The organism is Thioclava sp., assembly GCF_048263065.1.
Classification (GTDB): Bacteria; Pseudomonadota; Alphaproteobacteria; order Rhodobacterales; family Rhodobacteraceae; genus Thioclava.
On record NZ_JBLXEM010000049.1, the window covers coordinates 1 to 14322 of the forward strand.

Annotated in this window: 9 protein-coding genes, 1 tRNA gene and 1 pseudogene; 4 read left to right on the forward strand and 7 right to left on the reverse strand. The window is 53.3% G+C overall.

The window, feature by feature from the left end; genetic code table 11:
* The 3 genes and pseudogenes from ACN0SD_RS19730 to ACN0SD_RS19740 form a co-directional block, all read left to right on the forward strand.
* Nucleotides 1-957 (forward strand): annotated as a pseudogene (locus ACN0SD_RS19730) (hypothetical protein); the annotation flags it as partial.
* A complete protein-coding gene (locus ACN0SD_RS19735; protein WP_417809902.1) occupies nucleotides 954-2129 on the forward strand; it encodes a restriction endonuclease subunit S in 1176 nt (391 codons plus the stop codon). The pseudogene ACN0SD_RS19730 and the gene ACN0SD_RS19735, both read left to right, overlap by 4 nt.
* A gap of 9 nt (nucleotides 2130-2138) precedes the next feature.
* Complete coding sequence (locus ACN0SD_RS19740; RefSeq protein ID WP_417809903.1) at nucleotides 2139-5375, forward strand: type I restriction endonuclease subunit R; 3237 nt, start codon at nucleotides 2139-2141, stop codon at nucleotides 5373-5375.
* Between the two features lie 319 nt (nucleotides 5376-5694).
* Here the strand turns inward: ACN0SD_RS19740 and ACN0SD_RS19745 are convergent, their stop codons facing one another.
* From ACN0SD_RS19745 to ACN0SD_RS19775, 7 genes are all read right to left on the reverse strand, one after another.
* Nucleotides 5695-7563, reverse strand: coding sequence for a UvrD-helicase domain-containing protein (locus ACN0SD_RS19745; RefSeq protein ID WP_417809904.1), 1869 nt, complete (start codon nucleotides 7561-7563; stop codon nucleotides 5695-5697).
* 3 nt (nucleotides 7564-7566) lie between these two features.
* The gene (locus ACN0SD_RS19750) at nucleotides 7567-9546 is read right to left on the reverse strand and encodes an ATP-dependent nuclease (protein ID WP_417809905.1); all 1980 of its coding nucleotides are present in this window, start codon (nucleotides 9544-9546) and stop codon (nucleotides 7567-7569) included.
* A gap of 478 nt (nucleotides 9547-10024) precedes the next feature.
* Nucleotides 10025-10627, reverse strand: coding sequence for a DUF433 domain-containing protein (locus ACN0SD_RS19755; RefSeq protein WP_417809906.1), 603 nt, complete (start codon nucleotides 10625-10627; stop codon nucleotides 10025-10027).
* 324 nt (nucleotides 10628-10951) lie between these two features.
* Nucleotides 10952-11260: a helix-turn-helix transcriptional regulator gene (locus tag ACN0SD_RS19760; protein WP_417809907.1), complete on the reverse strand. Its 309-nt coding sequence runs from the start codon at nucleotides 11258-11260 to the stop codon at nucleotides 10952-10954.
* Between the two features lie 425 nt (nucleotides 11261-11685).
* Nucleotides 11686-12099, reverse strand: a complete 414-nt coding sequence (locus tag ACN0SD_RS19765; RefSeq protein ID WP_417809908.1) for a hypothetical protein — start codon at nucleotides 12097-12099, stop codon at nucleotides 11686-11688.
* Between the two features lie 124 nt (nucleotides 12100-12223).
* The gene (locus tag ACN0SD_RS19770; protein WP_417809909.1) at nucleotides 12224-12646 is read right to left on the reverse strand and encodes a hypothetical protein; all 423 of its coding nucleotides are present in this window, start codon (nucleotides 12644-12646) and stop codon (nucleotides 12224-12226) included.
* Between the two features lie 828 nt (nucleotides 12647-13474).
* Nucleotides 13475-13551: transfer RNA gene (locus tag ACN0SD_RS19775), tRNA-Arg, on the reverse strand.
* Nucleotides 13552-13775: 224 nt separating this feature from the next.
* Here ACN0SD_RS19775 and ACN0SD_RS19780 point away from each other — a divergent pair.
* The coding region (locus ACN0SD_RS19780; protein WP_417809910.1) for a TetR/AcrR family transcriptional regulator at nucleotides 13776-14322 on the forward strand (547 nt) is incomplete at its 3' end.

The window sequence follows — 14322 nt, forward strand, 5'->3', positions numbered from 1 at the left end:
GACAAGGGCAAGCCCGGGCATCTGCGCGACAAGGTGCTGATGCTGGACGCGCGGCAGGTCTTCCGCAAGGTGACGCGCAAGATCTGCGACTTCTCCCCTGAGCAGGAAAAGAACCTGACCTCCATCGTCTGGCTGTATCGTGGGCAAGAAGACCGCTTTGCCGGGTTGGTGCAGGACTACCTGTCCACAGCGCGGGACGAGGCCCAGCAGACTGATTTTACCGAGCTGCTGGACGTGCTGGGCAAGTCCTGCACCCATTTCGCCGCGCATACCGATACTGCTGAGTTGAAAGCCGGGGTCGAGAAGCTGACCGCTGATGCAAGGGCCTATGGGGAGGCTGCCGCCGCGCTGGCACAGCCTGATGCCTTGATCGACGCGCTGACGGCCGCGTGGACGGCGATGCAGCCGCTGGCGGATCAGGCGAAGACCTTGATCAAGGAAATTGACCACCTGTCAAAGCTGGCGCAAAAGGCTCAGGAGAAGGTGTCTGAGGCCATGAAAGCCAAGATAGAGGCGATCAGCGATGAGGGCGAGGCCAAGAAAGCCTTGGCCGCTATGCGCAAGGTCATCTCGGATGGCAAGAAGCATCTGGCAATGATTGCCGAGGCGCGGGTGGCACTGACCGGCGATCCGGAAATCCACCTGACGCCCAGCGGGGCGTTGAAACGCTTTCGCTATTTCGAGTGGCAGGCAGACTGGCTGCTGTCGCGCTTCCCCGAAGGGCGGCTGCGCGATGTCGAGGGTCTGGTAAAGCTGGTGGATCAGGTCGAGTTGGCCGAGAATGACTATAGCCTCACACCGGGCCGCTATGTGGGCGTCGCGCCGGAAGAGGATGACGAGGATTTTGACTTTGAAGAGGCGATCAAGGAGATCCACGACGAGTTGGAAACCCTGAATGCCGAGGCGGCTGAACTGGCTGAGACCATCGCGAAGAACTTCGCGGAGTTGATCATATGAGTTTGGAACTCAGAACGCTTGGTGACCACATCGAACTTGTCAGCGGCCCGGCATTCAAGAGCGCCCAGTTCACCGAAAACACGGACGACATTCCACTGATTAAGGGCGAGAACATCGCCCAAGGTTACATAGCTTGGGAAAAATCACGTTATTGGCCAAGCAGTGAACTTAAAAAATATGAACGCTTTCATCTTCACGCCGGAGATATCGTTCTTGCAATGGATCGTCCATGGATTCCCGCTGGACTGAAGTGGTCGGAAATTCAAGAGCGCGACCCGCTATGCCTGTTGGTTCAACGAGTTGCTCGCCTTCGGGCGGGCGAAACCTTGCACCAAAGGTTTCTCAAGTATCTTATCGCGTCCAAGGATTTCTCAGAATACATCAAGAACTTGATGGGCGGAACGAATGTTCCTCATATCAGTGGGAAACAAATCAAAGCTTATCGCTTCCCGCTACCAGATCTCCCCACCCAAGAGCGGATCGCGGGGGTGCTTTCGGCTTATGATGACCTGATCGAGAACAACCGGCGGCGGATTGCGTTGTTGGAGCAAGCGGCGCGCCTCTTGTATCGCGAATGGTTCGTCCATTTCCGCTTCCCCGGCTCCGAGACCACCAAGTTCGTCGATGGCCTGCCGGAGGGGTGGGAGCGACGCCCAATCTCCGAAATCTGGGATATCTCTTACGGCAAAAATCTTCCCAAAACGAAAATCACCGAAACGGGCAGATATCCTGTTCATGGCGCGGACGGAATCATCGGCTATTTCGAGAAAGAAAACGTTTCTGAGAGCATGTGTTTGGTGACTTGTCGAGGAAACGGCAGCGGAAACGTGCGGCGGACGTTTGGACCAACCTTCGTGACCAATAACTGCTTCGTTTTCCGCCCGAAACACAAGGCGGAGGGGATCAGGTTTCACTTTGCGATGAACGCTTGTGAAACCCTAAAAATGCAAGACATGAGGACGGGCGCAGCTCAACCTCAGTTAACTTTAGCTGGGATATCACATGTCAACTCCATCGTCCCGGAAGACGATGCTTTGCAATTCTATAACGAGATCGCAGACCCAATTTGGTCTGAAGCTGACAATCTGCGGCGTCAAAACAATAAGCTTGCAAAAGCCCGCGACCTTCTCCTTCCGCGATTAATGGATGGACGCCTTCCCATCCCAGAGTAGTATTTGACCATGAACGATTTTACCGAAGACCTTTTAGTCCAAAAAACCATGGCCGATTATCTGGCCGAAGAACATGGCTGGCGTTCGGTCATGGCGTGGAACAGCGAGACCTTCGGCCCCGAGGGTACGTTGGGCCGCAAGTCCGACAAGGACGTGATCCTGACCCGCTACCTTTCCGACGCACTGGTCACCCTGAACCCGGGCCTGCCGGATGACGCCTACGAACAGGCCTTGCGACAGATCACCGAGACCTTCGCCTCTCAATCCCTGCTGAAAACCAATCAGGAGAAATACGAGCTGCTTCGCGATGGGGTGCAGGTGAAGTTCCGCCAGAACAATGAGCCCCGCGTCGAACACCTGCGCGTCTTTGATTTCGATACCCCCGAGAACAATGATTTCCTCTGCGTGCGCGAGATGTGGATCCGCGGCTATGCCCACCGGCGGCGGGCCGACATCGTGGGCTTCGTCAATGGGCTGCCCCTGATGTTCTGCGAGCTCAAGCGCCCTGACAAGGACCTGCGCCGCGCCTATGCCGAGAACCTGAGCGACTACAAAGACACAGTCCCGCACCTCTTCCACTTCAACGCTTTTGTCATCTTGGGGAATGGCGAAGAGGGACGGATGGGCTCGATCAGCGCCGAGTACGCGCATTTCGCGGAATGGCTAAAGCTGGATGAGCGCGACCGGCGCGATGCGCGCCTGCCGATGGAAGCATTGCTAAAGATCGTCTGCGACAAACGTCGGTTCATGGACCTGTTCGAGAATTTCATCCTGTTTGCAGATGGTGCCAACGGGCTGGCAAAGATCATCGCGAAGAACCACCAATATCTGGGTGTGAACCGCGCCGTTGAGGCCGTAAAGACCCGCGAGGATCTGGAGCGCAAGCTGGGTGTGTTCTGGCATACCCAGGGGTCGGGCAAGTCCTTCTCGATGGCGCTGTTCACCCAGAAGGTCCACCGCAAGCTGGGCGGCGATTTTACCTTCCTGATCCTGACCGACCGCACCGATTTGGACAACCAGATCTACAAGACCTTTGCCTCGGTCGGGCTGGCCAACAACGACAAGGACGCCTGCCGCGCGTCTTCTGCCAAAAACCTGCGCGAGTTGCTGGGACAGCAGAAGAAGGTCGTCTTCACGATGATCCAGAAATTCACCGATGATGAGGCTGGGAATGGGGTCTATTCAACCAGTGACAAGCTGATCGTTGTGACCGATGAGGCGCACAGGACGCAATACGGGATGTTGGCGTTAAACATGCGCAAGGGGCTGCCGAATGCGAGCTTCATCGGCTTCACTGGCACGCCGCTGTTCGCCAATGACGAGATCACCAGGCAGGTGTTTGGTGGGTATCTGTCAACCTATGACTTCCAGGATGCCATCGAGGACGGTGCGACCCTGCCGCTGTTCTACGACGCTCGTGGCGACAAGCTAAAGATCGCGGGGGCAGACCTGAATGGCCGCTTGGCTGATGCATTGGCCGAAGCCGAGGTGGATGACCCAGATGTGGCCGCGAAACTGTCAGATGATCTGAAACGCGAGTATCACATCGTCACAGCAGAGCCGCGCCTGAAGCATGTGGCCAAGGATTTCGCCTGGCACTTCTCGACCAACTGGGAGAGCGGCAAGGCGATGTATGTCGCCATCGACAAGGTCACGGCCGTTCGGATGTACGACTACATTCAGGCCGAGTGGGAGGATCAGATCGCAGCGCTGGAGGCTGAACTCGGTTCCATCGCCGACGACCAAGAACGGCTTCAGCGCGAGGCCAAGATCGCTTGGATGCGCGAGACCGAGATGGCGGTTGTCGTCAGTGACGAACAGAATGAGATCAAGAAGTTCAAAGACTGGGGCCTCGACATCATCCCGCATCGAAAGCGAATGAAGGATGGCTTTACGGTTAAGGAAAAAGTCGGTGGACGCGAAATCGAGAAGCGGCTGGATGTTGAGACAGCATTCAAACGGGAAGACCATCCCTTCCGCATTGTGATCGTCTGCGCCATGTGGCTGACTGGTTTCGATGTGCCTTCTCTTTCGACTCTATACCTCGACAAGCCTCTGCAGGCGCACACCCTGATGCAGGCAATTGCTCGGGCAAACCGAGTGAAAGAAGGCAAGAACAACGGGTTAATCGTCGACTACTGCGGCATCCTGAAAAACCTGCGAAAGGCACTTGCGACTTTTGCTGGCCATACTGGGGGTGGAACTCTTGGTGGCCCCGATGAGCCTGGGCCCGACGTCGATCCTGTAAATCCAGAGGAAAAGCTGCGAAACGAACTCGTCGAAGCAATTGCTTTGGTCGGAGAACGCCTGAAAGATGGTGGGTTCGATTTGGACCGGCTGCGCAAGGCCGAAGGCTTTGACAAGCTCAAGGCTCTTAAAGATGCCAAAGAGACAATAAACCAGAACGATGAAACCCGGAAAGGCTTTGAAATTGTCGCGCGGGCTGTGTTCCGCAAATATAAGGCATGCCTAACCTTTGCATGGGCAGAGGGTTTCAAAGGATCGTACCAAGCGATCAACTACATTTATAGTTCCCTCCAAGATGATAAGGCGGACGCTGATACGACAGCGATCATCCAGAAACTCAACGCCATTGTTGCCGACGCAATCCAAATAACTCCCGACACAGAGGGCGATCGCATCTTTGATATTTCGAAGGTGAACTTTGATCTCCTGCGTAAGGAGTTTGCGAAAAGCGAGAGAAAAGCCAGCGATACTCAGGACCTCCGTGAGGTAGTGAGAAATCGATTGGCAAAAATGTTGGCAGCAAATCCGACCCTGACGGATTTCGAAGAGCGGTTCGACAAGATCATTAAGGAATACAACAAAGAGAAAGACAAGAACACAATCGAGGCGACATTCGAGGCTCTCATGCGTCTTGCTGCGGAGATGGAGGCAGAGGCGAAAGCCCACGTGGCTATGGGATTGTCCGCTGACCAGAAGCCGATCTTTGACGTTTTGTTTCGGGAAGACCTTTCCAAGGAGGAAATCAAGCAGATTAAGTCTGCGACGATAGCCATATTGGATTCTATCAAACGCCGAATGGAACAGGTTCACGACGCATTCCAAAAGGAGTCTACACGGGCCGGAATTCGGCAGGAAATCTACGACCTTTTGTACGACGAGCACACCGGGCTGCCCGAGTCGAAATACGATGATGTTGAGTTAGAAGTCCGAACCAATGAGCTGTTCAAGTTCTTTGAGCATAAATATCAAACACATAGTTCGCATCATTATCAGGCATGAAGCAAGCCTGCACCGCGTGGAGTACAAATTGTATTTTGAGCAAAGCCAACTATTGAGACAGTTCCGAGGATTGTAGGTCCTATGTATAGGGAGCGCTTGGGCTACTTGATGGCATCGCGCCCTGCACGCTCGACGCACCCGAAACCGACGATTATCAAATCCAAGGGCTTTCGTTTTGACTGAGGGATGAACGGGGGGCAGATCACCAGCCCCCTGGGCGCCGATGCTGCAGCCCGCATAGCCGCCATTCGCGGCGCTGGCGAAGGAACTTAGGCTGCAATGATTTTTAGGCTCATTGCACGTGGGTCTGCAAGGAAATTTAGTCTGGGGTTGGTCCCGGGACGCGTTCAACGCCCACTTCGGCCATCAGGTCATCGACATAGGAGAGGCGATTTCCGCGCCCGCGGCATGACGTGAAATAGACACGCTGCATAGCGCGCGTGAACGCGACAAAGAATGCGCGCATCTCTTCGCTGTCCTGTGGCTTAAACGACCACCAGGTTCCACTGTCGAGACCGAAGAAGATGACGGTATGGAATTCCAAGCCCTTGCTCTTATGAATGCTCATGAGCGGCACTTGACCAACGCCATCAAAGTTTCGGGTAACCGTTGCCCAATCAGTTTCGCCCTCGGCGGATTCCTTCAATAGGCATGTCAGTCCGGTCCGAGCACGAAGGTAGTCCTTATTGCGGCGGTAGGCCGGGACAGTTACCCGCAACTCAGCCTCACCAACGAACTCTAAGATCGATTGGACAAGCACCGCGCATGAATTATTTGAAGGGGCATTGGCTGCCATGAAAGCGCGCAAGTCCGTGATTTTGGAGCTAACTTGGTTTTGCAATATTTCCTGTTCAGCCTCGTTGTCAGGGGCGAAGCCCCAAATCAAGGACAACTTCTCTATGACGGCGTGCCAGTCATCGGGCGCTTTTTGAAGCGCGCCGAGACGCATCAGAGCCATGGTACATTGGGTGACATCCTCCGTGAGAACGTCTTGAATAGCGATGTTAGCCCCGTCGGGGCTACGAGCGATGTTTCGAAGACGTACACGATGTGATGCGAGTGCAGGTCCGAGTTCTCTTTCAAGGACATCTGGCTTGAAGCGGACCAGAACAGCGCAATCTTCAGGGGTCATCTCTCCGGAGTTAATTGCGGCAGAAATCCAGCTGGCAAGGCCCTCGCATTCAGATACCGGATCATCATATGCCCAGATCGCGCATACGTCCCCATCGACGTCCTTGAGGCGCTTGGCATCGGGTTTTGCTGAGGTGGCTTCGAGAGAAACCGCAATCGCATGCTGTATCTCGACCAGTTCAGGATGGGAGCGCCAGTTGGAGAGCAGCGTTTCTTGCATTGCATCAAAATCGGTTGTGAAGGTCTTGAACGCATTGGGCATAGCACCCGCCCAAACCATAATCCGCTGCTTGTTATCCCCGACTGCGGTGAGGCGCGCATCACTGTTTAGAAAGAGGCGCTTGAGCAGGTCATATTGTCCGAAAGTGGTGTCCTGAAACTCATCAAGAAAGACAAATGGGTATGTAGCTTGCAGACCTGTGACGATGCGCGGATCGCAAGACAGAACATAGTTCACGAGGCGGTTGATCATCGGAAAGGTCAACTGTGTCAGGTTCACATCCCGATAGTACTCTGCCCAAAAACGCGTGAGGACGTCCTTCCACTCTGGATTCTTGGGGTTCAGAGTTGCAATCGGAAGCCTGCAGCGTGCAACAGCTTGTTCAAGTTTTTTTCCGGAGAGGTGGGGATAGCCATGTCGCTTCAAGAAATCATCCCAATCGCGAAAACCGGGAAAGGCAATCTCATAGTCGGGAGACGGGGTGTAAGGCGCAGGGATGAGTGCGCCGAAGCGATCAACAAGGCCTTTTGAGAAGGCGTCGAACGTCATGGAATCGAACCTTCCCGAAAACTCTGGTCCACAACGCTGTCTTACGCGTTCCTTCAGGTTTTTTGCTGCGTCGCTCTTGAAGCTGATGGCCAGAATTCTGTGGGGCGCACGGCAAATGCCTGTTGAGAGAAGGTAGTCGGCCTTCTGCGCGAGAAACTCTGTTTTCCCTGCGCCTGCGCTGGCAACGACACACAGGTTGTTATCGTTTTCGCGGATCGCGTTGAGCGCTGCCGGTTCGAGAGAGGCGACGCCTTTTGGTGTCCAGTGTTTTGGCTTGATGATCGGCATGCGTTAGCTGAGGTATTGCTTGACTCGGGCAAGCAAGGCACCGAGCTCTTCTGGCGGTGACTTCAAATCCTTTTTCTTAAGTCTGTTCATTGCAGTAAGATGCGCGGCCGGTTTGCTCTTTGAAAGAAAGAGATAGGGGTACCATCTAAACAGATAGTTCCAAGAGTCGTCGTAATATTCGGGATGGCCGGTTTTTTTAAGTGTGGTTTTCTTGCGCGCCAAGGCAACTTCTTTGGATTTTCCTGGCCCGTGGCCCCCGGGGGTGGGCTTCGCGTAAGCATCATGAAATTCACAGAGCATCGAAAAATCGATGTCGATCGGTTCCGAGAAGAACACGTCGCGTTCCCTGAGCGTTTCCAGCCAGTATGTGCCGAGAGCCTTTTCAGATTCGCCATCATATTCAATGTTGATGTCGTCATCAGTTAACTCATCGATATCGTCAGGACTGATTTCGCCGCGTTTTACATGCTTGCAATCATCGAAATCGACCCCGAATTCCAACAGTTTTTTGACGATGCCGCGGATTGCGGCAGCTCCGCCATGCTGTCGGCCGTAGTCAAGATCGAGCAGAGTGACATGCGGGATCGATAGGTCTCTGAGCAAAGTCCAGAAGTGCTCTACATGGCGCCCTCCGAGTGGAACGATCGGACAGAAAGCTTTGTCCAGATGAAGGCCTTGCGCGCGAGCAATCTCCGGCAAAATGATCTGTTCGGAATCGCCTTCGCCAAGCACAACAAGCTTCGCGAAGTAGAGCTCTGGATAGGCACGCACGGCTTGTCTCACATACTTGCCTGCTTCAGCCTTCGCGGGCGGTAGAGTGAGTGCTCTGACCGCGCTGTGCCCTGTATTCGGATCCAGACGGCAGTAGCGAAGCGTTTCCGGCTCCGCTCGGGAAAGGATCGACGCACTGTGACTGGACAGCATGACTTGAGCTGTTTCCATCTCAGAAATGTCCTCGCAAAGGTCCATGATGCGCGACAAGAAAAACGGCGACAGCGAGTTTTCCGGTTCTTCGACCAGAAGCAGGGTGAGCGGAACGTGCTTAAGGAGTGATGGCTCAAACGGCGATTTCTCATCCGACAATTCGAGGGCATCTTGTTCGATCTCCAGCAAAGCGGCAGTCAAAGCGATCTGGAACAAGGATTTTTGTCCATCGCTTAAACGTTCAAGCGGACGATCCGCGCCGGACGGATCAGGCGAAAATTTCACGTCGGCATGCCGAATGATCGCCTCGAAGCGATCTTCGGTAAGCTTCAGGACTGGCTGAGAGTGGGTCCCAGCTTCATTGACTTGCTGCCATCGTTGGGACAAACGTTCGCTGATGAATGTAATTGGGCGTTCCTTTTGGAACGCATCCTGCAAGTTTTCAGCCTGTTCTTCAGAAGACTCTTGGAGTTCTCGGGACCAACGGGCGGCGCGCCAGAGTCGTCCTCGGAGCAGCGCTTTGACTTGAGAAATTGAGCCGCGGTTGGCTGGAACGTAGACCACTTGAATCGCCGACCGTTGAGCGGCGGTCAGCGGCTTGCACGCGTCCCATTCATAGTCCTCGTCTGCCCTTGTGACCCACCTAAGGCTTGATTCGATAACTCCATCGGGCGTCCCGTCGTCGTTCCAAACGCTCTTAAGGACAACACGTGCCACAAGCGGATCATCGGGATCACTGGCAGACATTTGTGTCCAGAATTCAGCGACCGCGGCTCCAGCCTCATCGTCATCCAGTTCAGGAAACGAGAAGACTGCTTCAATGTGAAGTTCACAATCGTTCGGCACATCGTCTGCATCCAATGGAAGGTGGAAGTCAGATTTCTCGACCTTTCGCGCCGCTCCTCCCAACCCGAACATGCGGTTGAGTGCTTGGAAAACCGCCGTCTTCCCGGCGCCATTTGGACCGATCAGCGTTGTCACCGGATCGGTCATGTCCAGCGTGATCCCGTCCGGCCCGAAGCACTGGAAGTTTTTAATTGTTAGAGTGTCGAGCTGCATTTTCCCGGTTTCCCTTCGGAAAGCGAAGGCCTCTTTAGATCGTTAATTTCATAGCCTCAAGCTGAGAATTTGTTCGCAGGGAGACAATAGACAAATGGCTAAATAATCCTAAAGCCCTCTTTAATGGATCAAGTGAGCCTGCCCTATAATTGAGGTTATTTCATCTGATAATCAAGCGCTTCTGTGATGCAATCGGTTGTGCGAAAACAGCAAGCAGTAGGGCTCGTTGGGCAGGGGCTCCAGTCCCATTAGAAGGTCTGTTTTGAAAGAAATGTGGCTCGCCTCTTCCCTTGCAGCGAACGACCGCATCCCATTCATTTCGTTAGAAGAAGACGTGTTGCTGGTGCAGAACATGATGGTCTGAACCGGATCCAAGACCCAATCTTGTGAGGCGTTGCGCATCTGCTGAGGTGAAAAAAGGCACGGCCAATTTGCGGAGGTTTTGACTGGTCACTGCCAATACCCAGAGAACGCCAATTCAGCTTGCAATCTTGTTGAGTGGGTGAGCTTTTGCATAAATACTTGCTTGTTCGAGATGTTCTTCGGTCAAGGTCGGAAAATTTTCCAGAATGTACGGAATTGGTTCAACCTTGTAGAGATCAGCTGCTTCATAGACGCCAATTCGCGTACCACGCATGACAGGCAGCCCTCCTCGGATCTCTGGATTGAAGATGACTGCCGCCTCGGCACCTGCCAATGCAGCCATTCTTGAAACCGTCTTCGTGACAACACCGATCAGATCAACGCGCAAAGCGCCCTCTTCGAAAACACCCTGACGTGAGGAGCCTTTCGCGACATTTCCAATCTCGCGAACCAATCGACCGTGTAGCTGGGAACCTAATTGGTGCCCGGTGGTCAATTGAAACTGCACAATCGGACATGCGATAGGCTTGAGCATTGGCTGGGAACCAATAACAGTGGTTTTGCTGCTGGAAATTACGGACTCAGGAATATTACCTTCCTTGATCATCCGGAACACAACCTTGCGATCGACGTCAACAATCGCAGCGACTTCATCCAACGTGAGTGGGCGTAAAATCGACTTTGGCAGGTCCAAAAACGTTCTTAAATCAGATGTCATTGCATCGCCTTTCGCGCTGAGGCCAAGATGAAAATACTGAGGAGATGGCCTCGCAAAGCTAAGCCATCCCGAAGAGCTCCGGCGGTACCAATACCGATAACCGGTTGCCAACGGCGGTGGAGGCACCGCGATAATCAACCCAACCGTGCCTCTTCGGTCGCCTGCCCCTCGGTTTGCAGTGTTTTACAGGAGCAGGCAGATTACCTTAGGGACCGCCGTTGCGTATTAAATAGGCTGCTGAGCATTTCCTCGGCGCGATTACCGCCGAGAAGATGCTTGATGTTTCCTGAGCGAGCATGCGTCGCGGCAGGCCGCTCCAGATTTTTACTCGTACCTTTTTTCTTCCATCCAGTTGCGCACCTCATCCGAGCGGTAACGGACATTCGCGCCTTGTTTGTAAAACGGAGGCCCATCTTTTTTCCCACGATAAGCCTCAAGGGCAGCCTTGGAATACTTGGTAATTTCCGCGACCTCCCTTGTCGTGAGGTATTCAGGCTCAGGTGCATGCTCCTCGGGCTTAACTTGGTCGATGAAAAGGCTGATGCATTCTTGGACAACTTCCCTAATTTCATGCAAATCGCGCAGGCTGAGCTTTGGCGTCATGCCAGATGTTCCACGTGCTTGATAACCCATTTTGAAACTCCTTCATTTAGTAGCAGTGCGTTGGTTGTTACGGACTCTCTTGATCCGGACGGCCGTGACGGCCTGTCAAAAACGCTGAAGAAATTTGGGCTTGGCCGATGGAGTGACCAAAGATTTAGCTCCTTCCCCCAATAAAATGCTTTTCACTATCGGTTATCCAGGGAAAGCTAATGGCAGCTCGGTTGATCGATCGTTGAGTATATCCTTCCTTTTGAAATCATGCATCGTGCACATCTTGACACCAAACATAGACAGTATGCTTTAATCTTCAACATTTATCCTATTGTTTTTTATTGCTTTATTTTCTTCGGTAAATCAGAAATTGGCCAACGCGCGCGAGTGCTGCTGTACCGTTCAGCTGCCCTGGAGGGGCAGGAAACCCGATCAAGCTACATGATCCGGTTTCCTGCAAAATCTTAACTGCTCATGATATCAAGCAAACAGCGGTGGGCAGCGACGTGGTCGAGTACACTGTCACGGCTGTTGAGAAAATCTTGAAAAAGATATTGCAGCTCGATCAGTTCATTGCCGCGATCCGAATAAACTGGAGTGTCACGAGTTTCGCCGCGGGGGCCGAAGTCATCGTAGCCGGTTTCCTCGTACCGCTCTTCACTGCCCAGGAATTCTGAAGCAATACTGCGCTCCAAAATATCCATAACGGCATCAAAGCCACCTTCGTCCCCCTCATCGAAAGGCTGGCGATCTTTCAGGCGCGCAAAGCAGCGCGACACGAAAGCAACATCCTTTGCGGTGTCGCCAAGGTGAAGCGCCTTGGCCCGCTCTGCGACCTGCCTTCCCAAGCCTACGGCTTCGGCTGCCAGATCATCCATGCCTTGCTTGTTGTAAAGTACGTGCATCGTCGTGATACCCCTATTTTTAATTGTCGTTCATTGGGACGTCCTGGATGGCCGGCCCTTCAAGGCAGCCAGCCCTGCACGGGCCGGCTCTGGGGGATCACGCGACCTTTGGCATCTTTTGGGGTGCCAGGATTAAGCCGTTCTTGTTCTCGTTCGGTTCGTTCTCGGCAATGCTCCGAAGCAAACAGCCCAGTTTCTCAGCGAGCACACAACACTCTTCGACGAAAACCGAGGCAGGGTTGATTTGTGCAAAAAGAACGCTTTCGATCCGGCCCGGATCGCTGACATGCTCCAGCATCAACAACTGGTGGAAGCCTACAAGCTGGCTGCTTTGTGCCCGTGTCAGGCGCCTCGTGTAACGTACAGCTTCACAGAGCAGGAACACGCGAGCACTGGCAGCAGGTCCTCCGAGCCTGTGAGCCGCCCGAGCTAAATCAGACCCATGTTGGCTGAGAAACTGCCGGACGTGTGCGAGTTTGAGACAAGTTTGGTTGGTTGAGAAAGTTCTATAGAAAGTCATCGGTTTCATCCCGAAAAATGCTGCTCCAAGCGGCAGCTCAAGAAGCCTGTTTTCCTCCTTTCCAAAGGCAGTCTGGCCAGACACGCTGTAGCAGCAGCATCGTCTATCGGTCTGGCTTAAGTTGGTGTTTGTTGGCTCTGCTTCACCGGAGTTTGCGGATCTGCGCGGCCTCACAAGAGGGCCCGCGCAGGATCTGGAAATCAGGTGACGCAGAGTGCTGATTGGATTTCACTTGTGAAAACTCCCTTCGGCGCACGGCTACCAGCTTTTCAAAGACACGTGTTGCCTGTGTGAGCCTTGACCATATGGTTTAAGCTATCTGTGTTATTTGATCTCCAGCCCTCCCGGATTTCGGTTCGAGGCGGTCTCGCTCAGACGATCGCATGAAACCGAAGTTCGGATGGTCCAAAGCAGCCTAACCTTCTTTCAGTTTCGATTTTTCTTCTACTGTCACATTACCTACTCGTGAAATCGTCACTTTGTGGCTGCGGCTTTCTTCCAAGTCATCCTTAATGAAGGCGACACAGGAACCGACCAAACTTCCAGAGAATTTCACCGGGCAGTTTTTCCATCGTGAATGCCCTCACATAGAGGGGCATGAGAGATGGAAAAATTCTGCTCATGCACGTTGATGCTCTTCACATCACCAACCGAAAAAAGTTCAGATGCAGATATGCATTGCCACTCTACCAGATTTTCCAGTTCACCCCACGGGTGCTGAAATCAGATAAGGTAGTTGCTCCATACAACGCTTCTCTTTGAGAGGTCATGAACAAGGGGTTTTGACATTGCGCGATGAAACGCTAATATCCCAACAAGGTTAGATTTTGGCGGCCCCGGAAGGACTTGAACCCTCAACCTCGGACTTAGAAGGTCCTTGCTCTATCCAGTTGAGCTACGGAGCCGCTGAAAGCAGTCTGTAAAACAGTCTGCAATATTCTACTACTTGCCAATCGCCTTAAATTCAAAGCAAAATTTGGACTTGACCAACCGATTAAAAGTCAGCTGCTCTATCCAGTTGAGCTAAGGGACCGCTGACCGCTTATTGCGAAAGCCTGCGCGCAAACGCAAGGGCTTTGCTTATTTATCCGCCCTAGCTAAAGATGAACGCAGTTCAAGTGAGGGGCCTATGACCGGAAAAGTTCAGAAGAAACGTGAAGATCTCCGCGCGCGACTGATTGATATCGCTGAAGAGCGGATTAAGACGGATGGCATCGCTGGCCTGCGGGCCCGAGACCTTGCGAAGGAAGCAGGATGTGCGGTTGGCGCCATATACAACGTCTTTGGCGATATGAACGACTTGATCATGGCCGTGAACGCACGGACGTTCAAACGCGTCGGCGCGCAGGTTTCAAAGGCCGTCGCGGCACAGCCCCCCGGTCATCCGGTCAATTCAATGATCGCCATGTCGCATGCCTATCTGCACTTCGCACGTGACAACACTCCCGCTTGGCGCACGCTGTTCGACTTGGAGGTTTCTACCGAAGAAAAGGTGCCAGCGTGGTATTTAGAGGAGCTGCAAAACGTCTTCTCCCTGATCGCTGATCCGTTGGTGCGAATCTTTCCGGATATGTCCGAGGAGGATGTGAATCTTATGACCCGCGGGCTGTTCTCATCCGTGCATGGAATCGTGCTTCTTGGGCTGGAGAAGAGGATATCAGGCGTTCCCATTGATA